Origin of the sequence: Rhizobium sp. LjRoot30, from assembly GCF_964253915.1 — a bacterium.
Taxonomy (GTDB): Bacteria; Pseudomonadota; Alphaproteobacteria; order Rhizobiales; family Rhizobiaceae; genus Metarhizobium.
This window is the reverse complement of record NZ_CAXUSG020000004.1, coordinates 361858-387307: the sequence shown is the minus strand read 5'-3', so window position 1 is coordinate 387307 and position 25450 is coordinate 361858. Positions and strand designations below refer to the sequence as shown.

Annotated in this window: 19 protein-coding genes and 1 tRNA gene; 10 read left to right on the top strand and 10 right to left on the bottom strand. The window is 62.0% G+C overall.

Annotated features, from left to right (window positions below; translation table 11 throughout):
* Positions 1 to 95 precede the first annotated feature (95 nt).
* The gene (locus ACSQ3I_RS11590; RefSeq protein WP_435998953.1) at positions 96 to 1640 is read left to right on the top strand and encodes an outer membrane beta-barrel protein; all 1545 of its coding nucleotides are present in this window, start codon (positions 96 to 98) and stop codon (positions 1638 to 1640) included.
* 163 nt (positions 1641 to 1803) lie between these two features.
* Here the strand turns inward: ACSQ3I_RS11590 and galU are convergent, their stop codons facing one another.
* Entirely contained in the window at positions 1804 to 2691 is an 888-nt protein-coding gene (galU, locus tag ACSQ3I_RS11585) for a UTP--glucose-1-phosphate uridylyltransferase GalU (RefSeq protein WP_435998952.1), read from the bottom strand.
* A gap of 209 nt (positions 2692 to 2900) precedes the next feature.
* On the opposite strand from galU, the gene ACSQ3I_RS11580 reads away from it, so the two are divergent.
* Together ACSQ3I_RS11580 and ACSQ3I_RS11575 are read left to right on the top strand one after the other, a co-directional pair.
* A complete protein-coding gene (locus ACSQ3I_RS11580; protein ID WP_435998950.1) occupies positions 2901 to 4118 on the top strand; it encodes a lytic murein transglycosylase in 1218 nt (405 codons plus the stop codon).
* Positions 4119 to 4190: 72 nt separating this feature from the next.
* Positions 4191 to 5324 (top strand): SGNH/GDSL hydrolase family protein, encoded by a 1134-nt coding sequence (locus tag ACSQ3I_RS11575; protein WP_435998948.1) that lies wholly within the window; start codon positions 4191 to 4193, stop codon positions 5322 to 5324.
* Between the two features lie 303 nt (positions 5325 to 5627).
* Here the strand turns inward: ACSQ3I_RS11575 and ACSQ3I_RS11570 are convergent, their stop codons facing one another.
* Together ACSQ3I_RS11570 and gltB are read right to left on the bottom strand one after the other, a co-directional pair.
* Entirely contained in the window at positions 5628 to 7082 is a 1455-nt protein-coding gene (locus ACSQ3I_RS11570) for a glutamate synthase subunit beta (protein ID WP_435998946.1), read from the bottom strand.
* A gap of 175 nt (positions 7083 to 7257) precedes the next feature.
* Positions 7258 to 11982 carry a glutamate synthase large subunit gene (gltB, locus tag ACSQ3I_RS11565; protein WP_435998945.1) on the bottom strand — a complete coding sequence of 1575 codons (4725 nt, stop codon included), beginning with the start codon at positions 11980 to 11982 and terminating at the stop codon, positions 7258 to 7260.
* A 536-nt stretch (positions 11983 to 12518) separates the two neighbouring features.
* On the opposite strand from gltB, the gene ACSQ3I_RS11560 reads away from it, so the two are divergent.
* Positions 12519 to 13571: a threonine aldolase family protein gene (locus tag ACSQ3I_RS11560; RefSeq protein WP_435998943.1), complete on the top strand. Its 1053-nt coding sequence runs from the start codon at positions 12519 to 12521 to the stop codon at positions 13569 to 13571.
* 196 nt (positions 13572 to 13767) lie between these two features.
* Here ACSQ3I_RS11560 and ACSQ3I_RS11555 read toward each other — a convergent pair whose 3' ends face one another.
* Complete coding sequence (locus ACSQ3I_RS11555; RefSeq protein WP_435998942.1) at positions 13768 to 14634, bottom strand: LysR substrate-binding domain-containing protein; 867 nt, start codon at positions 14632 to 14634, stop codon at positions 13768 to 13770.
* 93 nt (positions 14635 to 14727) lie between these two features.
* Here ACSQ3I_RS11555 and ACSQ3I_RS11550 point away from each other — a divergent pair, with 93 nt between their 5' ends.
* Positions 14728 to 15723: a bile acid:sodium symporter family protein gene (locus ACSQ3I_RS11550; protein WP_435998940.1), complete on the top strand. Its 996-nt coding sequence runs from the start codon at positions 14728 to 14730 to the stop codon at positions 15721 to 15723.
* A gap of 56 nt (positions 15724 to 15779) precedes the next feature.
* Here ACSQ3I_RS11550 and ACSQ3I_RS11545 read toward each other — a convergent pair whose 3' ends face one another.
* A complete protein-coding gene (locus ACSQ3I_RS11545) occupies positions 15780 to 16262 on the bottom strand; it encodes an Hsp20 family protein (RefSeq protein WP_435998938.1) in 483 nt (160 codons plus the stop codon).
* Positions 16263 to 16670: 408 nt separating this feature from the next.
* Between ACSQ3I_RS11545 and ACSQ3I_RS11540 the strand changes: the two genes are divergently transcribed.
* A complete protein-coding gene (locus ACSQ3I_RS11540; RefSeq protein ID WP_435998936.1) occupies positions 16671 to 17639 on the top strand; it encodes an alpha/beta fold hydrolase in 969 nt (322 codons plus the stop codon).
* Positions 17640 to 17645: 6 nt separating this feature from the next.
* Here ACSQ3I_RS11540 and hisN read toward each other — a convergent pair whose 3' ends face one another.
* Both hisN and ACSQ3I_RS11530 read right to left on the bottom strand, forming a co-directional pair.
* Entirely contained in the window at positions 17646 to 18419 is a 774-nt protein-coding gene (hisN, locus tag ACSQ3I_RS11535; RefSeq protein WP_435998935.1) for a histidinol-phosphatase, read from the bottom strand.
* 276 nt (positions 18420 to 18695) lie between these two features.
* Positions 18696 to 19571, bottom strand: coding sequence for an N-formylglutamate amidohydrolase (locus ACSQ3I_RS11530; RefSeq protein ID WP_435999011.1), 876 nt, complete (start codon positions 19569 to 19571; stop codon positions 18696 to 18698).
* A gap of 204 nt (positions 19572 to 19775) precedes the next feature.
* On the opposite strand from ACSQ3I_RS11530, the gene cpdR1 reads away from it, so the two are divergent.
* Positions 19776 to 20138, top strand: coding sequence for a response regulator CpdR1 (gene cpdR1 / locus ACSQ3I_RS11525; RefSeq protein WP_435999009.1), 363 nt, complete (start codon positions 19776 to 19778; stop codon positions 20136 to 20138).
* An 82-nt stretch (positions 20139 to 20220) separates the two neighbouring features.
* A tRNA-Val gene (locus tag ACSQ3I_RS11520) sits at positions 20221 to 20295 on the top strand.
* Between the two features lie 342 nt (positions 20296 to 20637).
* On the opposite strand, the gene ACSQ3I_RS11515 is transcribed toward ACSQ3I_RS11520, so the two are convergent.
* From ACSQ3I_RS11515 to ACSQ3I_RS11505, 3 genes are all read right to left on the bottom strand, one after another.
* Positions 20638 to 21978: a sensor histidine kinase gene (locus tag ACSQ3I_RS11515; protein WP_435998934.1), complete on the bottom strand. Its 1341-nt coding sequence runs from the start codon at positions 21976 to 21978 to the stop codon at positions 20638 to 20640.
* 5 nt (positions 21979 to 21983) lie between these two features.
* A complete protein-coding gene (locus ACSQ3I_RS11510; protein ID WP_435998933.1) occupies positions 21984 to 22637 on the bottom strand; it encodes a response regulator transcription factor in 654 nt (217 codons plus the stop codon).
* Between the two features lie 65 nt (positions 22638 to 22702).
* Positions 22703 to 24349 carry a phosphoethanolamine transferase gene (locus ACSQ3I_RS11505; protein ID WP_435998932.1) on the bottom strand — a complete coding sequence of 549 codons (1647 nt, stop codon included), beginning with the start codon at positions 24347 to 24349 and terminating at the stop codon, positions 22703 to 22705.
* A 366-nt stretch (positions 24350 to 24715) separates the two neighbouring features.
* Here ACSQ3I_RS11505 and ACSQ3I_RS11500 point away from each other — a divergent pair, with 366 nt between their 5' ends.
* On the top strand, positions 24716 to 24955 hold the full coding sequence (locus tag ACSQ3I_RS11500) for a YdcH family protein (protein ID WP_435998930.1): 240 nt from the start codon (positions 24716 to 24718) through the stop codon (positions 24953 to 24955).
* Between the two features lie 97 nt (positions 24956 to 25052).
* Positions 25053 to 25325 carry a hypothetical protein gene (locus tag ACSQ3I_RS11495; RefSeq protein WP_435998928.1) on the top strand — a complete coding sequence of 91 codons (273 nt, stop codon included), beginning with the start codon at positions 25053 to 25055 and terminating at the stop codon, positions 25323 to 25325.
* Positions 25326 to 25450 lie beyond the last annotated feature (125 nt).

Below are 25450 nucleotides of genomic sequence, written 5' to 3'. Positions count from 1 at the left end.
AAACATCACAGCCGCCGACAGCATCGATAAAGGAAACGTTAACCACGAGGCTTTACGATTGCGTAATCTTTCCAGCGATCGCCGGGCATGAACGCATGACACAGACAGCATCCCATGGCGGAAAATCGTCCCGCCGTTCGACGGCGCGCGGCGCGGCGCTGCTGATCGGCTGCACGGTGCTTTGCGCACCGGCGATGCTGTTTGCGCAATCGGCAACCCGCGACACCGCGCTGAAACTGCGCCCGGCAACGACGGCGTTCGACAGCACGGATACGTCTGGTCTGGACGCCAACGGCGACACGGCAACCGGCGCCGCGGCAGGAAACAACACGGCCAAACCATCCAAGCTGACCACAGGTTCGATCGAAAGCCAGGAAGAAGTCCCCGGCGGTATCAACGAGCGTGCCCGCCGGCTCACAGGCCAGGAAGACAATCTGGCGGCCGAAGATCTGGGACGCATGAACCTGCGCGAAACCACCGAGGACGGGCTGGGCGCCCGCCAGGATCTCACCCGCAACGACGCCCAGGGCGTTCGCCTCGGCACCTTCACGCTGCGCCCGTCGATCACCCAGTCGATCGGCACGGAATCGACCCGCAGCGGAGGCTCCAAAGATAACCGCACCTTCCTGCAGACCGGCATCAAGGGAACGCTATCCTCCGACTGGTCCCGGCACGCGCTGACCGTCACCGGCGACGGCGTCTGGCAGCGCAACATCAGCGGCAATGCCGAGACCGAACCGTCGGCCAACATCGACGCCCTGCTGCGCCTCGATCTTGCCGACAGCACGATCATGAACATCACCGGCGGCTACAGCTTCTCCCGCGAGGATGCCGACGATCCGAACGCCATCAGCGACGCCAAGACGCAGGCCGGCGTCCATACATTCAATACCGGCGTCGAACTGAAACGCGATATGGGCGTCATCCGCGGCGCGATCGGCGCCGAACTGGAACGACGGGTCTATTCGGATGTGGAACTGACCGATGGCAGCGAGCTTTCGCTGCGCGACCGCGACCGCTGGAACGGCGACCTGCGCGGCCGCGTCGGCTACGAACTGTCGCCCTCGCTCATTCCGTTCGTCGAAGCATCTGTCGGCCGTTCCCGCTACGACCTCAGGACGGATACGCTGGGTTACGCCCGCTCCTACTGGACCTATGCCGGCAAGGTCGGCGTGGAAGTCGATCTCGGCGAAAAGCTGCGGGGCGAACTGGGTGTCGGCTACGAAACCTCGCGCTTCGACGACGACCGGCTGAAGAGCCTCGACGGCGCGCTTGTCGAAGGCAATGTCGCCTGGTCGCCGCAGCGCGGCACCGACGTGACGATCGGCCTGACGACGACGGTCGAACCCTCGACTGCGGCTGGCCAAAGCGGCTACATGGCCTATGGCATCAATGCCGGCATCGCCCATGAAGTTCGCGACAACGTCGTCGCCCGCCTCACCGGTGCGGCAACGCTGCGTGACTATCCGAGCGGCGGCTCGCAGAACGAAACGGTCTATCTCGTCGGCACCGGCCTGACCTGGGGTCTCAACCGCTATCTCGACCTGACCGGCGACATTTCTTACGAGCGCACGGTCCGCGAAAGCGGCTCCGATACGGATGTCCTGCGCGCCGGCGTCGGCCTGACGGTGAAGAAATAGGCGCGCTGGCCTTCTCTCATGCTCGGCCCTGTGCCGAGCATCCAAGCCCGCCGGATGGGTCCCCTACCGTCGCTGGCTTGGCGGGCGAAGGCAGATCCTCGGGACAAGCCCGAGGATAACGTCGGAGAGGTTTTCTGACTAAGGAAACAACCGCAAGCGAGCCTTACTTCAACCCGGCCAGCAGCGCCTTCAGCGGCTCCTCGACGGTGGCGCGGATATCGGCGCGGTCCAGCGCAAAAGCGACGTTGGCGAGGATGAACCCGTCCTTGGCACCGCAGTCGAAGGTTTCACCGCGGAAATGGTAACCTGCGAAATCCTGCGAGGTGGAGAGCTTCAGCATCGCATCCGTCAGCTGGATCTCGTTGCCTGCACCGCGCTCCTGGGTTTCCAGGATCTTGAAGATTTCCGGCTGCAGGATGTAGCGGCCGTTGATGAAGAAGTTGGACGGCGCCGTTCCCTTGGCCGGCTTTTCCACCATGCCGGTGATCTTGAAGCCGTTGCCGATCGGGTCGCCGACACCGACGATGCCATATTTGTGGGTCTGGTCGGGGGCGCATTCCTCGACGGCGATGACATTGCCGCCGCTATGATCGTAGAGTTCGACCATGCTCTTCATGCAGCCCTTTTCGCCACGCATGATCATGTCGGGCAAAAGCAGCGCAAACGGCTCGTTGCCGATGATCTCGCGGGCGCACCAGACGGCGTGGCCGAGGCCGAGCGGTTCCTGCTGGCGGGTGAAGCTGGTCGTGCCGGCCTTGGGCAACAGGCCGGACAGAAGCGTCAGTTCGGCATTCTTGTTGCGCTCGCGCAGCGTCTGCTCGAGCTCGAACTGGATGTCGAAATAATCCTCGATCACATGCTTGCTGCGTCCGGTGACGAAGACCAGGTGTTCGATCCCGGCCGCGACGGCCTCCTCGACCACATACTGGATGACCGGCTTGTCGACGACGGTCAGCATTTCCTTCGGCACCGATTTGGTGGCGGGCAGGAACCGGGTTCCCAGGCCTGCAACGGGAAAGACTGCCTTACGCACTTTTTGATGCTGATTCACACATGCCTCCTCAGGCGTTTTTCGGGGTCTCGCTCATGACCTTGTGTTTCGACCTAGTACAAATTTGCTACTTTTTTGCAAAGGATGACCGGCTGCCGGTTTCATGGTAAAGAGTTTGTTGACTTCATTCTTGTAATCTTCGCGTTTGAGCCGGATGTGTATTTCGCCTTCCGAACCGCAACTCATGAGAGAAACGGACAGGACAGTTGATGACCAACAATCGAAAGTTCTCCCTCCTCGGTCTCGCTCTGGCGTTCGTGGTCGCATCGACCGTAACGCCCGCGCCCGCACGCGCCGATGCCGGTTTCAGGCAGTGGATCGACAATTTCTATGCGACGGCGTCGCAGAGCGGGATTACCCGCGCGACCTACCGCAAAGCTTTTGCCGGTGTCACCGACCCCGATCCGGACGTGCTGGAAAAGGCGCGCTACCAGCCGGAATTCAAGTCGAGAGTGTGGGACTACGTCGATTCCCGTGTCAATCCGTATACCGTCAAGATCGGCCGCGAAATGGCCGCCAAGCATGGGCAGACGCTGAAGGCACTGGAACGTCATTTCGGTGTCGATAAAAATATCCTCCTCGCCATCTGGTCGATGGAATCTAATTATGGCGCAGTTTTGGAGAAGGAAGACCGTCTCCACTATGTTCCGCGCGCTTTGGCCACGCTTGCCTATGCCGACAAGAAGCGGGCGAAATTTGCCCGGACCCAGCTGGTCGCCGCGCTGAAAATCCTGCAGAACGGCGATATCAGCGCCAATGGCCTGACCGGTTCATGGGCGGGCGCCATGGGCCATACGCAGTTCATCCCGACGAGCTACCTGCTGTATGCCATCGACGCTGATGGAAATGGCCATCGCGACATCTGGAATTCCGTGCCGGATGCGCTGGCGACCTCCGCCAATCTGTTGATGAAAAACGGCTGGCAGAGCGGCAAGACCTGGGGTTACGAAGTGGTCGTGCCCGCGGGCGGCAACAAATATTCCGGCAAGACGCTGACGCTGGCGGAATGGGAAAAGCTCGGCTTCATCCGTCCGAGCGGCAAGGGCTTCAAGAACGGCAAGGACCGCGCTTCACTGAAGCTGATGGCGGGCGCCGGCGGCCCCGGCTTCCTGATGACCAAGAACTTCTTCACCATCAAGAAGTACAACGCCGCCGACACCTATGCGCTCGCCGTCGGCCTGCTGGCCGACGAGATCGCCGGTTACGGCGGCATGCAGCAGCGTTGGCCACGCCCGGACGGCACGCTCGACGTCAAGGAAAAGTTCGAACTGCAGACCCGCCTCAAGGCGCTCGGTTATTACGACGGCGAGGTGGACGGCAATTTCGGTTCCGGCTCCAAGGCGGCGATCACCAGCATCCAACAGCGCCTCGGCATGGAGCAGAACGGCGAACCGTCGCAGGCGCTGCTCAATGCGCTCCGAAAATAGCGCTGGCTCTCACCGGGCGAACGGCGTAATCAAAACGGGATGAAGACACGCTCATCCTCATCGACGGGTCTGATGCAGCGGAGCCTTGCGGCTCTGCTGGCATTGCTGTTTGGCTTTTCCTGCCTGCTGCCGCCGGCCTACGCCCAGGACCGCGGCGAGCGCAAGACGCTGTTGCAGTTGCTGTTCGGCAAGAAACCCAAGAAGGCCTCGGTCGAGGAGATCACCACGCCGCGGCAAACGCGCAACCGCAACCGCAAGCGCAACCCTGCCGCCAGCACATCCACCGCGACCAACGAAAACAAGCCGCAACCGGTCACCAAGGCGGAAAACGCCAAGAAGATCCTCGTGGTCGGCGATTTCCTGGCAAACAGCCTTGGCGACGGACTGACGGCCGCCTTCGAAACCTCGCCGAATGTCGTCATCGAAAATCGCAACAGCGTCGCTTCCGGCCTGGTGCGCGACGACCACTACGACTGGCAGGCGCAGCTGCCGATCTTCATCGACGAAATCAAGCCGGCGATGGTGGTGATCATGATCGGCACCAACGACCGGCAGCAGATGTCGGTGGGTGGCACGCGCGAAAAATTCCGCACGGACGCCTGGCTGAAAGAATACGAAAACCGCGCCGCAAAACTGGCCGCTGTCGTGCGTTCCCGCAATCTGCCGCTGCTGTGGGTCGGCCTGCCGGCCTTCCAGTCACCGTCGATGACCGCCGATGTCCTGCAGTTCAACGGCCTGTTCCGCACCCAGGTGGAGCGTGCCGGCGGCGAATTCATCGACGTGTGGGACGGTTTTGTCGACGAGAACGGAAAATTCGTCATCACCGGCTCGGACGTCAACGGCCAGCAGGTGCGCCTGCGCAATTCCGACGGCCTGAACCTGACGCGCGCCGGCCGGCGCAAGCTCGCCTTCTATGTCGAAAAATCGGCCAAGCGGCTTCTCGGCGATACGACGTCGCCCGAACTCGTTCGCCTCGATGCCAGCAATCTGCCCGAGCTGATTAACCTGCCGCCGGCGGAAAACAACCGGATCGTCCGCACGCAGCCGATCAGCCTGATCGACCCCGAACTCGACGGCGGCAAGGAATTGCTGGGCGCCCGCGCCATGCCGGTCATGCTCGACCAGTCCGCCCGCCGGCTGCTGATCGAAAAGGGCGAAATGGAAGCGGCGCCGGCGGGGCGCATCGACGACTATCGGATGAAGTAAAAGCCATCCAGCAATTGCGGAAAGCGCCGCGGCGCCCGACGACCCATCCGCCCATTTGTCGATAAGCCACCAATTTCCTTGATGACGTCATCCTCGGGCTCGTCCCGAGGATCTGACTTCGCCCGCCAAGCCGTTTACGGCAAAGGCTCTACTTGGCGTGCCTGGATGCTCGGCACAAGGCCGAGCATGACGGAGAAGCGGTCTATCCTTTTGTTTCTACACAATTCCAGCAAAACCGCTGCGCACTTTTGCTGGAATTGCTCTAAAGGCGGCCGACATGCCAAGCTTGGCGATGTCTTCCGCTTACCGCGGCAGGATGCTCGATCCCATCAGCGCCTCGTCGATCGCCCGCGCAGCCTGACGGCCTTCGCGGATCGCCCAGACGACCAGCGACTGGCCGCGGCGAACGTCGCCGGCGGTCCACAGCTTGTCGACCGAGGTCTTGTAGTCCTTTTCGTTGGCGACGACGTTGGTCGAGCCGCGGCGGTCGACGTTCAGCGTCAACTTGCCTTCCAGGTCCTTCAGGACGCTGTTGGTGAAGGGGCCGCTGAAGCCGATGGCGATGAAAGCGAGGTCGGCCTTGATGACAAATTCCGTGCCGGCGATCGGCTTGCGGCGCTCATCCACCTCGCAGCACTTCACGCCTGTCAGCTGTCCGTCCTCGCCGACGAATTCCAGCGTTGCGACCTGGAATTCGCGGTTGGCGCCTTCGGCCTGCGACGAGGAGGTGCGCATCTTCGTCGCCCAGAACGGCCAGACGGCGAGCTTGTCTTCCTTTTCCGGCGGCTGCGGACGGATGTCGAGCTGGGTTACCTTGACGGCGCCCTGACGGAAGGCGGTGCCGACGCAGTCGGAAGCGGTATCGCCGCCACCGACGACAACAACGTGCTTGCCGCCGGCGAGGATCGGATCGGACGGCCAGCCGACGCTGTCGATGTTTTCGCGACCGACGCGGCGGTTCTGCTGCACCAGATAGGGCATGGCGTCATGCACGCCGAAAAGATCGACGCCCGGGATGCCGGCTTCGCGCGGCGTTTCCGAACCGCCGCAATAGAGCACGGCATCATAATCGGCGAGCAGCTGCTCGACCTTGATATCGACGCCAACATTGACGCCGTAGTGGAAGGTGACGCCCTCGCCCTTGATCTGCTCGACACGACGGTCGATGAAGTTCTTCTCCATCTTGAAGTCGGGAATGCCGTAGCGCAGCAGGCCGCCGGCCTTGGATTCGCGCTCGTAGACATGCACCTCATGACCGGCGCGGCCAAGCTGCTGGGCGGCGGCAAGGCCGGAGGGACCGGAACCGATGACCGCGACCTTCTTGCCGGTATGCACCGTCGCCGGCTGCGGCACGATGAAGCCCAGTTCATAGGCCTTGTCGGCGATGGCCTGTTCGACGGTCTTGATCGCCACCGGCGCATCTTCAAGGTTCAGCGTGCAGGCTTCCTCGCAGGGCGCCGGGCAGACGCGGCCGGTGAATTCCGGGAAGTTGTTGGTCGAATGCAGGTTGCGGATCGCCTCTTCCCAGTTGTTGTTGTAGACGAGGTCATTCCAATCCGGGATCTGGTTGTGCACCGGACAACCGGTCGGGCCATGGCAATAGGGGATGCCGCAGTCCATGCAACGGGCGGCCTGTTTCTGCACTTCCGGTTCCGACATCGGGATCGTGAATTCGCGGAAATGGCGAATGCGATCCGACGCCGGCTGATACTTCGCCACCTGGCGATCGATTTCGAGGAAACCCGTTACCTTGCCCATATTACTTCCCTCTTCGAAGCAGTGTGTCCGCTGGACACCGGTGCCTGGAAGCGCAAACCCAAAGACGCATCCGGCACATTCAATTTCATGACGACGTTGCCGCCGGCGACAGACACGACCGCCCGAAGGCGGCCGCAGTGCCTGGCAGCATCGGAAACGTGCGATCCCGACAGGATCACTCCGCCGCGATGCCCATGCGCATCCGCTCCATTTCCTCGAGCGCCCGGCGATATTCGACCGGCATGACCTTGCGGAATTTCGGGCGGAACTCGGCCCAGTTGTCGAGGATCTCCTTGGCACGTTTCGAACCGGTGTAGTGCAGGTGGTTCGAAATCAGCTGGTAGAGACGTTCCTCGTCATGGCGCGTCATGTCTTCCGACACGTCGACGCGGCCCTTGTGCATGAGATCGCCGCCGTGATGGTGCAGCTTCTCCAGCATGTCGTCTTCTTCCGGTACCGGCTCAAGCTCGACCATCGCCATATTGCAGCGCTTGGCGAAGTCACCCGTTTCGTCCAGCACATAGGCAACACCGCCCGACATGCCGGCCGCGAAGTTGCGGCCCGTTTCGCCGATGACGACGACGACACCGCCGGTCATGTATTCGCAACCGTGGTCACCGACACCTTCGACGACGGCGATGGCGCCAGAGTTGCGCACCGCGAAACGTTCGCCGGCCACGCCGTTGAAGTAGCTTTCACCGGCGATGGCGCCGTACATCACGGTGTTGCCGACGATGATCGATTTTTCCGCGACGATCTGTGAGTTCGCCGGCGGACGGACGATGATGCGGCCGCCCGAAAGCCCCTTGCCGACATAGTCGTTGCCGTCACCAACGAGATCGAAGGTGATGCCCTGTGCCAGGAAGGCGGCAAAGGACTGGCCGGCCGTACCGTTGAGCGTCACGCGGATGGTGTCGTCCTTCAGCCCGCGATGGCCGAAACGCTTCGCCACTTCGCCGGAGAGCATGGCGCCCGCCGAACGGTCGACGTTCTTGATGTCCACAGCAAAGGCAACCGGCGTCTTCGAGGTCAGGGCGGCTTCCGCCTGCTCGATCAGGGTGCGGTCGAGGACATCGTCGATTGGATGCTTCTGGCGGGTCGTCCAGTAGGTCTCTTCCTTCGGAGCCTCCACCTTGTGGAAGATCCTCGAGAAATCGAGGCCACGCGTCTTCCAGTGCGCGATCATCCCGTCCTTTTCGAGCAGTTCGGACGCACCGATGATCTCGTCCAGCCTGCGCACGCCGAGCGAAGCGAGGATTTCACGCACTTCTTCGGCGATGAAGAAGAAGTAGTTGACGACGTGTTCCGGCGATCCCTTGAAGCGCTTGCGCAGCACCGGATCCTGGGTGGCGACGCCGACCGGGCAGGTGTTCAGATGGCACTTGCGCATCATGATGCAGCCGGCGGCGATCAGCGGCGCCGTGGCGAAACCGAACTCGTCGGCACCGAGCAAGGCGCCGATGATGACGTCGCGGCCGGTCTTCAAGCCACCATCAACCTGCAGGGCGACGCGCGAGCGCAGGCCGTTCAGCACCAGCGTCTGCTGGGTTTCGGCCAGGCCGATTTCCCAGGGGCTGCCGGCATGTTTCAGCGAGGTCAGCGGCGAAGCGCCGGTGCCGCCATCGAAACCGGAGATGGTGATATGGTCGGCGCGCGCCTTGGCGACGCCGGCGGCAACCGTGCCGACACCGACTTCCGACACCAGCTTGACCGAAACATCCGCCGTCGGGTTGACGTTTTTCAGGTCATAGATCAGCTGCGCCAGATCTTCGATCGAATAGATATCGTGGTGCGGCGGCGGCGAGATCAGGCCGACGCCCGGCGTCGAATGCCGGGTCTTGGCAATGGTCGCATCTACCTTGTGGCCGGGCAGCTGGCCGCCTTCGCCGGGCTTGGCACCCTGCGCCACCTTGATCTGCAGCATGTCGGCGTTGACGAGATATTCCGTAGTGACACCGAAGCGGCCGGAGGCCACCTGCTTGATGGCGGAACGCTCCGGATTGGCCGAACCGTCATGCAGCGGCAGGTAACGATCGGATTCTTCGCCGCCCTCGCCGGTGTTCGACTTACCGCCGATGCGGTTCATGGCGATCGCCAGCGTCGTATGCGCCTCGCGGCTGATCGAGCCGAAGGACATCGCACCCGTCGAGAAACGCTTGACGATATCGGCAGCGGACTCGACTTCATCGAGCGGCACCGGCTTGCGGCCGAGTGCCTCGGCGCTCTTGATCGTGAACAGGCCGCGGATGGTGTTGAGCCGCAGCGACGAGGCGTTCACCATCTCGGCGAATTCGCGGTAGCGATCCTCGGCATTGCCGCGCACCGCATGCTGCAGAGAAGCGACGACGTCGGGCGTCCAGGCGTGGTCCTCGCCGCGCATGCGGAAGGCATATTCGCCGCCGATATCGAGCGTCTTGGCCAGCAGCGGATCCTTGCCGAAGGCAGCCGCATGGCGTGCCACGGTCTCGCGGGCAATCTCTTCCAGGCCGACGCCTTCGATGGTCGTGGCCGTGCCGAAGAAATATTTGTCGACCAGCTCCGACTTCAGGCCGATGGCGTCGAAGATCTGGCCGCCGCAATAGGACTGGTAGGTCGAGATGCCCATTTTGGACATGACCTTGAGGATGCCTTTGCCGACCGCCTTGATGTAGCGATAGACAACTTCACTGGCATCGACCTCCTTGGGAAACTCGCCACGGGCATGCATGTCGAGCAGCGTGTCGAAAGCCAGGTACGGGTTTATCGCTTCCGCGCCATAACCGGCGAGGAGACAGAAGTGGTGCACCTCACGCGGCTCGCCGGATTCGACGACGATGCCGACCGAGGTGCGCAGCCCCTTACGGATCAGGTGGTGGTGCACGGCCGCTGTTGCCAGCAGCGCCGGAAGCGCGATGCGGTCCGGTCCGACCTGGCGGTCGGAGAGCACGATGATGTTATAGCCGCCGCGAACGGCGGCTTCCGCCCGCTCGCACAGCCGGTCGAGCATTTCCGGCAGGCCCTCGGAGCCACGGGAAACGTCGTAGGTGAAATCAAGCGTCTTGGTGTCGAAACGATCCTCGGTGTGGCCGATGGAGCGGATCTTTTCCAGGTCGCCGTTGGTCAGGATCGGCTGGCGCACTTCCAGGCGCTTGGCGTTGGCCATGCCTTCGTGGTCGAGAATGTTCGGACGCGGACCGATGAAGGAGACGAGGCTCATCACCAGCTCTTCGCGGATCGGGTCGATCGGCGGGTTGGTGACCTGCGCGAAGTTCTGCTTGAAATAGGTGTAGAGCAGCTTGTTCTTGGTCGACATCGCCGAAATCGGCGTGTCGGTGCCCATCGAGCCAATCGCTTCCTGCCCGGTGGTCGCCATCGGCGACATCAGGAGCTTGGTGTCTTCCTGCGTGTAGCCGAACGCCTGCTGGCGGTCGAGCAGCGACACGTCGCGGCGCAACGCCCGCGGCTCCACCGGCTTCAGCTCTTCGAGGATAAGCTGGGTGCGGTCCAGCCAGTTGCGATAGGGATGCTTGGTGGCGAGCTGCGACTTCACCTCGTCGTCGGAGACGATGCGGCCCTGCTCCATGTCGATGAGCAGCATCTTGCCCGGCTGCAGGCGCCACTTCTGGACGATGTTTTCTTCCGGCACCGGCAGCGTGCCGGCTTCCGAAGCGAGGATGACGCGATCATCATCGGTGACGAGATAACGGGCCGGACGCAAGCCGTTGCGGTCGAGCGTCGCACCGATCTGCCGGCCATCGGTGAAGCAGACGGCGGCAGGGCCATCCCACGGCTCCATCAGGGCGGCGTGATATTCGTAGAACGCCTTGCGTTCCGGCGACATCGACTGGTTGCCGGCCCAGGCTTCCGGGATCAGCATCATGACGGCATGGGCCATGGAATAACCGCCGCGCACGAGGAATTCGAGCGCGTTGTCGAAACAGGCCGTATCCGACTGGCCTTCATAAGAGATCGGCCACAGCTTCTCGATGTCGGAGCCGAACAGCGGCGACGATACCGAGGCCTGGCGTGCCGCCATCCAGTTGACGTTGGAGCGCAGTGTGTTGATTTCGCCGTTGTGGGCGACCATTCGGTAGGGATGCGCCAGCTTCCAGGACGGGAAGGTGTTGGTCGAAAACCGCTGGTGCACGAGGGCGACGGCGGACTCGAAACGCGGATCCGACAGGTCCTTGTAATAGGCGCCGACCTGATAGGCCAGGAACATGCCCTTGTAGACGATGGTCGCGCTCGACAGCGACACCGGGTAGAAATTGCTCTCCGCACCTTCGAATTCGGCATAGATGCGGTTGGAGATCACCTTGCGCAGGGTGAAGAGGCGGCGCTCGAACTCGTCGTTCGCGGCGGCCCGCTTGCCGGCGCCGATGAAGATCTGCACGTGATGCGGCTCGGTGGCGGCGATATCAGGCGCCTTGGACAGCGACGAATTGTCGACCGGAACGTCGCGGTAACCGATCAGCACCTGACCTTCTTCTTCGACCACCTGCTTGATGATCGCCTTGAAGTGGGCAATCTGCTTGTCGTCGCGCGGCATGAAGATATGGCCGACGCCATACTCGCCGGCCTTCGGCAGGGTGACGCCCTGCTTGGCCATTTCTTCGCGGAAGAAGCGGTCGGGGATCTGCACGAGGATGCCCGCGCCGTCGCCCATCAGCGGGTCGGCACCGACAGCACCGCGATGCGTCAGGTTTTCGAGGATGAACAGGCCATCACGGACGATCTGGTGCGACTTCTTGCCCTTCATATGGGCGATGAAACCGACGCCGCAGGCATCGTGCTCGTTTCGCGGATCGTAAAGGCCCTGTTTCCGCGGAAGGCCGGTGGGACGGGCCGGCGTTTTGTCGGCGGCTTTGATCTCGCTTTCGACAATCTGCCCAAAACCTTCTGACGGCGTCATCTTCGTCATCGTCTTCCCTCCGTTCGAAGCCCGCAAGCCGCGGGCAGACCCGTGTTCCGCGCGGCACCCGTTACTCTGGACCCGGCGCGTAACAACTGCGTTGCATTTCCATTGAACCCGCTGGCTCGGCCTGCCTTCCGGCACACACCTTGGCGGATCTTGCCTTGCATCGCCTCAATCGCACCGAGGGTACGAGATCGGCAGACTATAGCGCGAATTGCCCTAAGGTTAAGGCGCCTTCCACGCATTTCGGCCTCCAAGACCGAAATAGGACAGCAAACCTGTCCTATTTCCATCGTTCTATGCCAGAAACGGGCCGGGACCGCAAGGGTGCAAACGGAAAAATATCCACCGATAGAGACGGAAGATTGCGACATTTGAAAACAAGACGAAAGAATATTTCACTTGCGGCAAATAATCTTCCCTTTGATTGCTTACTTGGGTTTTTGCCCCACCCAAGCCGGGCGAGAGATTGCATGTACCGGACTTTCCCTTAAGGTCGTCCGCCGATCGCACTTTCCGTGATTTCCAGCCGGGTAGATTTCATGTTTTTCGCTTCCGACAACTGGGCCGGCGCCCACCCCCTCATTGCCGAACGTCTCTTCCAGGAGTCCGGCGGTTTTGCCTCCGCCTATGGCACCAGCGATCTCGACCGGAAGGTCGAGGACCATTTTCGCGACGTCTTCCAGCACGATGTCGCCGTCTTTTTCGTCGGCACCGGCACGGCGGCCAATTCGCTGGCGTTGGCCAGCGTCACCCGCCCCGGCGGCATTTCCTTCTGTCATGACGAAGCGCATGTGATGGCCGACGAATGCGGCGCGCCGGAATTTTTCAGCGGCGCGGCCCGGCTTGTTGCCGTCGGTGGCGCGCATGGCAAGATCGATCCGACCGACCTCAAGGCGAAGATCGGCCGCTTTCCACCCGGCGCCGTGCACCAGGGCCAGCCGACTGCCGTCACCATCACCCAGGCGAGCGAGATCGGCACGGTCTATTCGCTCGACGAGATCGAGGCGATTGCCGAGATCACCCGCGCCCATAACCTGCCGCTGCACATGGACGGCGCCCGCTTCGCCAATGCGCTGGTTTCGCTCGATGCGACGCCAGCCGACATGACCTGGAAACGCGGCGTCGATATTCTGTCCTTTGGCGGCACCAAGAACGGCTGCTGGTGCGCCGAGGCGCTGGTGTTCTTCAAGCCGGAGATGGCGCGGGAGATGCCTTTCCTGCGCAAACGCTCGGCGCAGCTCTTCTCCAAGTCGCGCTTCATCGCCGCGCAGTTCGACGCCTATTTCAAGGGCGGCCTCTGGCTCGACCTTGCCCGCCACGCCAACGGCATGGCGGACGAACTGCGCGCCGGCCTCTCCGCCTCCAACCGGGCGCGGCTCGCCTGGGACACGGTGTCCAACGAAGTGTTTGCCGTCGTCACCAAGGATGCGGCCAAGACCGCCGAGGAACGCGGCGCGAAATTCTACGACTGGCCGGTGCCGGCAGAGACGCCTGATCTGCTCGGCGACAACGAAATGCTCATCCGCCTCGTCACCAGCTTTGCAACAAGCAAGGACGATGTGGACGGTCTGCTGGCGTGCCTGGCGGGGTGAGGTTTTGGGTTGGTGGGCTGAGAAGCCCCTCATCCGCCTGCCGGCACCTTCTCCCCGTTTTGACGGGGAGAAGGGGATATGCCGCACCGTTTTGCCTGGCTTTGACCATTGGGTGGGGCACGTCCCCTCTCCCCGTCAAAACGGGGAGAGGGTTAGGGTGAGGGCCAGGCGCCGCAAGGCGCCCTAAATCCCATCCTCACCCCCGTGCATCCCCCAACCGCAGACCGCGGACCTTGCGCAAAATATCCTCCGACAGTGCCGAAACCAGTGCCTGGTCCGCCCCCTTGCGCGGCACCAGCACGAATTCGACATCCTCCAGCGGCGGCAATTTTTCCGGGGCGATCTCCTTCAGGCCCGCCGGCGCCATGCTGCGCGGCTGCACCAGCACACCCATGCCGGCCAGCGCCGCCGCCGTCAGGCCGCTCAGGCTGCCGCAGGTGCAGACGATCCGCCACGGCACCTGATGCCGGCCGAGCGCCTCCAGCGCGATGGCGCGCGTGACGCTCGGCGGCGGAAAGGCGATCAGCGGCAGCGGGCCGGAGGACAATACATGTTCGGGATCGCGTGCCAGCCACACCAGCGGTTCGCGATAGATCAGCCGCCCCAGCGCATCGCCCAGCCGGCGCTTGGCCAGCACCAGGTCGATCTCGCCATTATCCTGCATCTCGTAAAGCACGCCGGAAAGCGCCACCGTCAATTCCAGGTCGACGGAGGGGTGGGAGCGGACGAAATCCTCAAGCACCGCCGGCAACTGGCTGGTCACAAAATCCTCGGAGACACCGAGGCGAATGCTGCCGCGCAGGCTGCTGTCGCTGAACAGCGCCTGCACCTGCCCTTCGATCGACAACAAGGCGCGGGCGTGGCCGAGCAGCGCCTCGCCATCCCCGGTCAGCACCACCCGGTGGGTGTCGCGGGCCAGTAGCCTGCGCCCGAGCGCCGTCTCCAGTCGCTGGATATGCTGGCTCACGGTGGACTGTCCAAGCCCGAGACGCTCGGCGGCCAGCGTAAAGCTGCCCAACTGTTCGACAGCGACAAAACTGCGCAATTGCGTGAGGTCGAGCATATCATCATCCGGTTTTACGATAACTGTTATTCCTTGCATCCTTTATCATAATGAGCGATGCACGGAAAACTCGATCAACGCCGCGAGACGCCCATGCGCCGTTTTCTCCCCGATACCTTTACCATCCTGCTGGTTTGCACCGTCATCCTTGCCTCGCTGCTGCCGGCGAGCGGCGCTTTCGCCGACTATTTCGGCGTGGCGACCAAGATTGCCATCGCCCTGCTGTTCTTCCTGCACGGGGCGCGGCTGCCGCGTGATGTCGTCGTTGCCGGCATCCTGCACTGGCGGCTGCATCTGGCGATCCTCGCCTCCACCTTCGTGCTTTTCCCGATCCTCGGCCTGGCGGCCGGCGTGCTGGTGCCGTCTGTGCTGCCGCCGGAGCTCTATACCGGCATCCTCTTCCTCTGCGTTCTACCCTCGACGGTACAATCCTCGATCGCCTTCACCTCGATGGCAGGCGGCAATGTACCGGCGGCGATCTGCTCCGCATCGGCGTCCAACATTTTCGGCATGTTCCTGACGCCGCTGCTGGTCGGCGTGCTGTTTTCCATCGGCGGCCATGGCGGTTTTTCGCTGGACGCGCTGGAACAGATCCTGCTGCAATTGCTCGCCCCCTTCGTCGTCGGCCAGATCCTGCAGCCGTGGATCGGCGGCTGGATCCGCGCCCGGAAAAAACTGCTGACGCCGGTCGATCGCGGCTCGATCCTGATGGTTGTCTACCTCGCCTTCAGCGAAGCCGTCGTGGAAGGGCTGTGGCACAATTTTTCGGCGCTGGAGCTCGGCGCCGTGGTTGTCCTCGATATCGTCCTGCTCGCCATCGTGCTGTGCGTCACGATGTTCGGCAGCCGCCTGCTCGGCTTTTCCAAGGAGGACGAGATCACCATCACCTTCTGCGGTTCGAAGAAGAGCCTGGCGAGCGGCGTGCCGATGGCCAGCGCCATCTTTGCCGGCCAGTCGATCGGCGCCATCGTCCTGCCGCTGATGCTGTTCCACCAGATCCAGCTGATGGCCTGCGCCGTCATCGCCCAGCGTTACGCCAGCAGGCGCGCGCTCGCCGCAACCGACACGCCTGCCGTCGCCAAGGCCTGAAACGAAAAGCGGCGCCCCAACGGGACGCCGCCATACAGTCTCACCTTGGGAGGATGTTAGTGGGTGAGCTGCTCGCTCACCACATTGCCTTCGATGGCCTTCGTTGTCTCGACCGGCTCGGCAGCAATTGCAATGCGCCGCGGCTTCATCGCTTCCGGAATGTTGCGCAGAAGATCGATATGGAGAAGGCCGTTCTTCAGGGAAGCGGTCTTGACTTCGACGTGGTCTGCGAGCTGGAAGCGGCGCTCGAAGGCACGCTTGGCGATACCGCGATAGAGGTATTCGCTTTCCCCGGCGGTTTCTTCGGCCTTTTCACCCTTGACGGTCAGGACATGGGCGCGGGCTTCGATGCTGAGTTCAGCTTCGTCGAAACCGGCAACGGCCATGGTGATGCGGTAGGTGTTCTCGCCGGTCCGCTCGATATTGTAGGGCGGATAGGTCTGCGCCTGCTCCGGCTGGCCGATGCCATCAAGCATATTGAACAGGCGGTCGAAGCCGACGGTGGAACGGTAGAGGGGGGAAAAATCAACGTGACGCATGGTGTCCTCCTTTGAGCGACGGTTTGCGGTTTTCAACATCCGGCATCCCGCATGGGGCGATGGCGGAGCATTTCTCTGCGGACCCTTATTGGCGCCCGCTCCCAAGAGATGGGGATGTCTTTTGGGCCGTTCAAGAGGTTTTTTCCGCATTTTCCGGCATGAACCCAACATGAATGGCCTCTTCGGCGCCGGTTCAGCTTCACCGCGCTAAAAAGGTCGTCATTGGGAGCGGACTGCTCCTGACGACTGAAGTAAACGTCCCCCTTCAGTCCTCTTCCGGCCGGCCCACGCTCCCCCTCCCCCCTCAAGTTCGCGTGGCCGGCCTTTTTTCTTTTAATTTTTTGCTGTTACGATACGGCTCAAGGCACAGAAGGCCGCTGCCGACTTGCAGAAGGACGATCCGAATTCATGGGCGCCACGTTTTTTGCCACGCCGGACAATCCGGCACCGGACAATTACACCGCTTCCTATTTTACCGCCCATGACGGCACCCGGCTGCGATACGGCGTGTTCCGTTCGGCTGTCGTGCCGGCGCGCGGGACCGTGGTCCTGTTGGGCGGTCGCAACGAATGCATCGAGAAATATTTCGAGACGATCCGCGATCTCAACGACCGGGGTCTCTGGGTCGCCACCTACGACCTTCGCGGACAGGGCGGTTCACAGCGGTTGCTGCGCGACGGCATGCGCGGCCATGTCCGCCGCTTCTCCGATTACGAACGCGACCTGTTGACCTTCCTGGAAGACGTGGTGTTGCCGGATACGCGCATGCCGTTTTTCCTGCTCGGCCATTCCACCGGCAGCCTGATCGCCCTTTCCGCCGCCGCCCGGCTGGAAAGCCGCATTGAACGCATGGTGCTATGTGCGCCGTTCATCGGCATCGCCCATCGCTCGCTGTCGTTGCCGGCTATTCATTGCCTGGCGCGGCTCTATTGCTTCGCCGGCCTCGGCAAGTTGCAGGTCGGCGGCAAGACCATCCGTTCCGGCTTCGAGAACAATCCGCTGACCAGCGACGAGCGGCGCTTCAACCGCAATGCCACCTTCCTCGTCAATCACCCCGAACTCGGCATCGGCCTGCCCACAGCGCTCTGGCTGCGCGAGGCGGTGACGGCGATCCGCCGTGTCACCCGGCCTGAACACCTGACACGTATCCGCATCCCGTCGCTGGTGATTGCGCCGACACTCGACGGCGTCATCCCTTATGCCGTGCAGGAACGCCTGACCCGTTATTTCCGCGCTTCGCAGCTGGTGACGGTCTACGGCTCACGCCACGAGATCCTGCAAGAAAGAGATGTCTATCGCGCCCAGGCGCTGGCCGCGATCCATGCCTTCATTCCCGGCAGCGACGCCGTCGAACAGCCGACCGCCCTGGCGGACTGAAATCTCTCAGCCGGCCAGAAGGTCGAGCGCCTCGCGATGCACCGCCGCACTGCCTGCAGCGATGACCCTGCCACCGGCTTCCGGACGGCCGCCCTCCCAATTGGTGAAGACGCCGCCGGCCTGCTCGATGAGCGGGATCAGTGCGCCGACATCGTAAGGTTTCAGGCCGGTCTCGATCACCAGATCGATATGGCCGGCCGCCAGCAGCGCATAGGCATAACAATCGATGCCATAGCGGAACAGCCGCACCCGGTCCTCAATGACACGGTAGCGGTTGATATCGTTGCCAACGAACATATGCGGCGACGTGGTGAACATGATCGCGTTCGATAGCGCGCCGCAATCGCGCGTGTGAATTTGCCGCTCGCCGTCCGGACCGGCATACCAGGAGGCGGTACCATCGGCGAAATAGCGTTCGCCGGTAAACGGCTGGTCCATCAGCCCCATCACCGAACGGCCCTTATCCTGCAGGCCGATCAGCGTTCCCCATACCGGCACGCCGGAAATGAAGGCGCGCGTGCCGTCGATCGGATCGATGACCCAGATGTGGTCGCGGTCGAGGCCGACATTGCCATGCTCTTCGCCCAGGATGCCGTGCTCGGGAAAACGCTCGGTTATGAGCGCGCGGATCGCAGCCTCCGCAGCCTGATCACCTTCGGTCACCGGGTCGAAACCCGAGGCCTGCTTGTTGACGACATCAAGCCCCGTGCGGAAACGCGGCAGGGTTTCGGCCTTGGCGGCATCCGCCAGTCGGTAGAAGAAAGCGCGATCTGGAAACATGGGGAAATCCGGCAACAGGGAGGGGTCAGCATTCATTAGAGCAAAAGCGCGCGATTGCAAATGCAGCACGACCACCAGGCGCACTTTTGGCATCGCAACACAAAAGCCACATTTCTGCTTGACATTTGTGCAGTGCAAAATTATTGTTCACTCACAGTCTTCTGACTGTAAATACCCTCCTTGGGTGTTTCCTCCCTAGACTTAGCCGCGCCGCAAAGCGCGGTTTTTTTTGCCCGCGGCGCAGCCTGTTTCGAAGGTATCCGGGGAAGATGCGCCTTATTCGGCGGCCAGGGCGCCGTGCGAGGCATAGAGGTCGACATAATCGGCCATCTGCCGCATGAAGGACGCAATCGCTGCGGCGATCGCCGGAAATTGCGGGCGTTTCAGCAGGCTCGTCTCATCGACATACAGCGACCGGTTCACCTCGATCTGCAGCGCGTGCAAGCCCCGCGCCGGGCGTCCGTAATGTTCGGTGATGAAACCACCGGCATAGGGCTTGTTGCGCACGGCGGTGAAGCCGAGATCTTCGAGAATGTGCATGGCCGTGCGGGACAGATCGGCAGAGGCGCTGGTGCCGTAGCGGTCGCCGATGATAAAATCCGGCCGGATGTTGCTGCCGGCGACACGGATGTTGCCCGGCATGGAGTGGCAGTCGATCAGCACCCCGAAACCGAACTGCACGTGCGTACGGGCAATTAGCCGCCTTAGGCAGGCATGGTAGGGCTTGTAGATCGCCTCGACCCGCGCCAGCCCCTCCTCGACGGAGAGGCGCCTCGAATAGATCTCCATGTTTTCGGCGACGATACGCGGAATGGTGCCGAGCCCGCCGGCGACCCGCACCGAGCCGATATTGGCATAGGGCGGCAGGCTGCCGTCGAACATGCGCGGATCGAGTTCGTAAGGCTCGCGATTCACATCGACGAAGGCACGCGGAAAATGGGCGAGGAGAAGCGGGGCGCCGAGTTCGACGGCGGAGGAAAACAGTTCATCCACAAAATGATCTTCGGACCGGCGGAGCGAGGATGGATCAAGACGGGACTGTTCGACGAAATCGACAGGATAGGCGCGGCCGCTGTGAGGCGAGTTATAGACGAAAGGAATGCGTTGCGCCTCGGGTTCCCGGACCTCGAACAGGCCGCAATCGCTCGGCATGTGCTCCATTCAGCCTCTTTTTTGTCTTTACCATGTCATAAAGTCGATGCTTCGCGTATGTTGCCAGTTGCCCGACGGCAAGTCCATACTATCTATCCAGTGAATTCGTTTGCGTACGCGGCAGGATTCACCGGATCTTTACCGCGGGCCATCTATCTTGATGCGCTGATACACCCCTATAAGAATCGAATAACGGTCAATTTGATGAGTCAGAAAATTCTTCTCGCCGAAGACGACAACGATATGCGTCGCTTTTTGGTCAAAGCCCTGGAAAAAGCAGGATATAAGGTCTCCTCCTTCGACAACGGGGCGAGCGCCTACGACCGGTTGCGCGAAGAGCCCTTCTCGTTGCTCTTGACCGACATCGTCATGCCCGAAATGGACGGCATCGAGCTGGCCCGCCGGGCGACGGAACTGGATCCGGACCTCAAGGTGATGTTCATCACCGGTTTTGCGGCCGTTGCATTGAACCCTGATTCGAAGGCTCCGAAGGATGCGAAGGTCCTTTCCAAGCCTTTCCACCTGCGCGACCTCGTCAACGAGGTCAACAAACTCCTTGTGGCCTAGGGCTTTTCAAAAAATCATCACAAACCGGAAAAAAAGCAGTTGACGCTCCAACCGGTTTTGTGATGTATGCGCCTCATCGGATGGGCGTGTAGCTCAGCGGGAGAGCACTACGTTGACATCGTAGGGGTCACAGGTTCAATCCCTGTCACGCCCACCATCCTAATTCGCTGAAAAGCCAGGGCTTCTGAGAAATCGGAGGCCTTTTTCGCTTTTGTACCTTCAGGGTTTTGCGCCTGCTGAAATCGCCGACGATCCTCCCCAAAAATCGTCAGTTCGATATTCAGCTGCGTGTCAGGAAAACCGTGCAGAACCATCCCATTCACAGGGTGGCCGATGTTTCTGAAGAATCTTCCAATACTTGTCATTGGCGCGACATTCGCGGCTGTCCTGGCGCTGATCCCCCTCAGCCGCGCGCACGAGCTGAAAGCCCGGCCGCAATATGCGGCTTGGAAAGACCCCCACACGATCCACCAATATCCGTAGTGCGGATGCTCAGCCGTCAGCGAGCGGTCAAAACGATCCTTGCCTCGAAACCGTCGCGACGTCCGTCCGGGGGAGAAAGAAGCTGCAACTCGCCATTCATCTGCTCCACGAGGCTGGAGACGATGGCAAGGCCGAGGCCGGAACCCGCGGCGGTTGTCGGTCCTCGGCTGAAACGGCTGCGGATACCGGCCAGCACGTCGGGAGCCAGAGCCGCTCCCCGGTTGAGGATGCGGATCACGCCCTGCGGCTGAAGCTCGATCTCGACCGGGCTGTCCGGCGGGCTGTGCAGCAGCGCATTTTCAACCAGGTTGCGGACGACAATGGCGAAGGCATCCGCATTGACCGGACGCTCCAGGCGCGGGAGCGTTTCCGGCTGAACATTGAGCCGTCCCTGACCAAGCGGGCTCCGCCGTGCATCTTCGACGAACAGCGACAGGATTGGCGAAAGATCGACGGGTTCGCCACCGCCGATGCCGGCTTCGGCACGCGACAGTTGCAGCAGCTTTTCCGACAGCCGGGCCAGCTTGCCGAGGGATGTTTCCACCTGCCGGGCCCGGCCCTGCAAGGCGCCGGGCGGCAATTCCTCGACCAGCCGCTGGGTCTGCGCCAGGGCGCCGGCAATCGGCGTGCGCAGTTCGTGGGCGCTATTGGCGGTAAACTCCCGCTCCGCTTCCAGCGCGGCCCGCAGACGCGTCAAGAGCAGGTTGACCGAATGGGCGATCGGCTGCAATTCGCGCGGCAGCGTCTCTCTTTCGACCGGCGCCATGTTACCGCCGTCCTTGGTGCCGATGGCCAGCCGGAGATCGTCGATCGGAGACAGCAGCCGCCGCACGGTAAAGCGGATGGCGAAGATGCTGGCGGGCAACAGGATCAGAAGCGGCAGCAACAGCGCAAAACCACCCTCGATCATCGCTTCGCTGCGATGGTCGAAGGCATCGGCGATCTGGACGAAGATGCTGCCGTCCACCGAAGCGGCCGTATAGATCCGGTAGTCGCTCGTGTCGTGGAACCCCTGCTGCAACGGCGCGTCGAAAGGCGCCTGCGTCGCATCGTGCGAATGCAGGATGACGCTGCCGGCCGAATCGCGCACCTGGTAGATCAGGTAATCCTCGCCATGGGCGATGGTGGGCGCCTCCAGCCGGCGCGGGCCGCCCGAGGCTTCCTGCTGCAACAGGTCGTCGACGACCAGCGGCATCAGGCGCTCGCCGGTTTCTTTCAGGGAACTGTCGAATATCTCGGTGAATTCGTCCTGCATGACCATCATGCCGAAACCGGCTGCCATCAGCCAGAACACGGTCACGACGGCGGTGAGGGTGATTGTCAGGCGGCGGGTGATGCTGAAGCTGCGTTTTGCCATTCGTTTCATTTCAGGCTGTAGCCGACGCCGCGCACGGTCTGCACCCGGTCTCGTCCGATCTTCTTGCGCAAGCGACTGACATAGACTTCCACCGTGTTGCTTTCGATCTCCGAACCGAAGGCATACAGCGCTTCCTCGATCTGCGCTTTCGAGACGATGGCGCCGATGCGGCCGCACAGCGTGTCGAGTACCGACCATTCGCGGCTGCTGAGCGGCACCTCGCGGCCATCGACACGCAGGCTTCGCGAACGCTGGTCGATCTCCAGGCCGGCAAGGCGGATGAGGGAAACGGAATTGCCGCCATGCCGGCGGGAGACGGCGAGCATGCGTGCCGTCAGTTCCCCAAGGTCGAACGGCTTCACCAGATAGTCGTCGGCACCGCTGTTCAGCCCTTCGATGCGGTCGGAAATCTGGTCATGCGCCGTCAGGATGATCACCGGCGTCGCATCGCCTTTCGCCCGCAGAACCCGCAACAGCTCCAGGCCGCTGCCATCGGGAAGGCGCAGGTCGAGCAGGATCAGCCCGTATTGGGTGGTCAGCGTCGCGCTGCGCGCATCGTCCAACAGCCGGAACCAGTCGACGGCATGGCCATTGGCGGCGACGTGGTCGTGCACGGCTTCGCCGAGAATGGCATCATCTTCCACCAGAAGAACTCTCATGCCGGCATCCTTGCTGTAAGAGCAATGCCGTAGCGAGTTCATGGCACGTGCGTCAAGTGCAGCGGTCAGGAGGTCGGCTTCCCGGCACAGGCGGCAAAGATGTCGAGCGAACGATCGTAAGCCTTGGTGGAGACGTTCATCATGCCGAGCACGCTATGGAACAGATTGTCCTGCGAGCGCGGCTGCACGGACGAGCCGTCGAAACACGGACGGTCGAGGCCGAAGGCGGCAGCGAAATCCTGGTCCAGCCAGACGAGGAACGGCACATGCGTCTGTTCGGCCGGCGCAAAGACGTATGGGGCACCATGCAGGTATATGCCGTTTTCCCCCAGCGACTCGCCGTGGTCGGAGACATAGACCATGGCGCCGGCGAGCGTCGACGACCGGCCCTTGAGCTTGTCGATCAAGGCCGACAGGATATGATCGGTATAGAGGATGGAATTGTCGTAGGCGTTGACGATCTCTTCCGGCGTGCACTTGCTGAATTCGGCGGTACGGCAATCCGGCTTGAAATGCCGGAACGCCTCCGGATAACGCTGGTAATAGGCCGGCCCATGGCTGCCGAGTTGATGCAGCACGAGCACGCTGTCCTGTTTCACGCTATCGAGCCAGGCATCGAGGCGATCGAGAAAGATACCGTCCTGGCATTCGTCGTTGACGCAGAAACGCGTGTCGCCGGAGGTGGACAGGTTCACCGAGGCAATGCGGTCGGCGATGCCTTTCGGCCCGGTATTGTTGTCCCACCATTCCGCCTTGATGCCGGCATGGGTCAGCACGTCCATGAGATTTTCGGTCGAGCGTCCCTTCTCGTGGGTATAGTCATCACGGCCATAGACCGAAAACATGCACGGCAGGGAAACGGCCGTCGCCGTGCCGCAGCTGACCGTATCCGGGAAATAGGTGATGTCCTGCGTCTCGAGCTCCGGATTGGTCTGCCGGCCATAACCGTTCAGCGCAAAGTTCGCCGCACGCGCCGTCTCGCCGGCAACGAGGATGAGCACGCGCGGCTTGGTCGATCCGTTTTCCGCGACCAGGCGGCGCGCATCCGTCCCGAGGGGCTGCACGACGACATGCCGTTCCTCAGTCTGCCGCACGGCATACTTGACCGCGCTTGCAACCGGCATGATGGGATTGAGAATGCTCATGAGATCGTTGTGTTCGCGGAAAGTGGCGGCAAACGTCTTGAAGTGACCGTAGCCGGCAACCGTAAACACCGTCAGGCACGGAATGATCAGCGCCAGATTGCGCCCGACCTTGCTCAGAATCGGGCGGTGCTCGATGCGGATCCAGGCGATCAACAGCGACGGCACGATGCCCACCAGCAGGACATGCAGGAAGAAGCCCGTCGTCAGGAGGTGACCGGCCTCCGCCTCCGTCGTCTCGGCGGCGTTGCCGATCATGTCGATGTCGATCACCACGCCGAACCGGTCGGTAAACCAGGATGCCAGCGTTCCCACCATGATGAGCGCGATGAAGGCGGGTTTGATGAGATACTTCGTCGAAAGCGCGGTGAACAGCGCGATGAAGGCCGCCGACAGCCCGACGGCGAGCGCGATCAGCGCACTCTGATCATCCGCCAGATAGTTCGCCGCACGGTACCAGAATGTATAGTTGGTGGCGAAAAGCACATAAACGGCGGCCATGACGCTCAAGGGTACGCTGCCGATTGTCGGACGGTTGGAAAAAATGCGTTTGATCGGTGTCGCTGTCATCACTGCTCTCAGGGTCTTCGAAATCGGGCGGACCATGCAGAGGCTTGCTGACAGAAAACTGAACGGCTGGAAGTCAACGTCGCGCGGGCAAACGGCCTGTATCCAAAGGAACAGGTCGGGCGAAATGCCCATGCCACCCTCCGGCCTGTGAGCAATCTTGCTCGGAGGATCATCATGCTCAAGGCTATCGTCAACACGTTGGTCGCAGCGCTCGCAATCGTGCTTTTCTTCGACAGACCGCCGCGATTTCCCGATGACAAGGACTATTGATGTGCGGCATTTCCCACGGCGTCGCTTTGCGCTCGATCAAAGCCCTGCCCACCGCCCCCGTCCTATGATCGGCTCCGACAACGACAAGGAGACGACATGTCGAATACACCGCACACGCTGGGCGAAGAATTTCCCGGCCAGCTCGACGCCATCCACGCCCTCAAGGCAAAAGACAGCCGGTTTGCCAGGACGCTGGAGGATTACGACGACGTGAACGACCGCATCCACAGGTCGGAAACGCGTATCGAACCGCTGTCCGACGATGCGGAAACGGCGCTGCGCAAACAACGCCTGGCCCTCAAGGACACGATCGCCACAGCCCTTGCCCAAGCCTGATGCCCTCTGTCGCGGCCGCCCCTCCCCGGCGGTCGCGACAGCCGTCCGGGTGCACTCACCTGCGCCTGCTTGACGCTCCGCATCGCCCTGAAAGGCCTTGACGAAATCGCGGCGGCCACGCAAATGTGCGCCCATGCCGCAGATCGACCATGACCCCGACGAACCGCAAACCGACCGCAGCGTCGGCCCGTGGCTGGGAGTCCTGGCATTCGTCGTGGTGCTGTGGGTCTGGTATCTCGTCTATATCCCGTTTCACTGGTATTCGCTGGCGCTCGGCCTCGGCACCGGCTTCGTCGTCGCCTCCTGGCTCGCCGACCGACGCATGAGGCGCAGTTCCCGCTATTGGCGCATCCGTCCCCACGACGAATAGGCTTTTCGCCACCGTAACCTGACATGCATCAAGGTTTTGCGGCCCCACACCTTTGTCGTGTGCGGCGCAGCGACGATTGTTGCTTGCAATGTTTATAAAAATCCATATCACTAAACATATTGCTA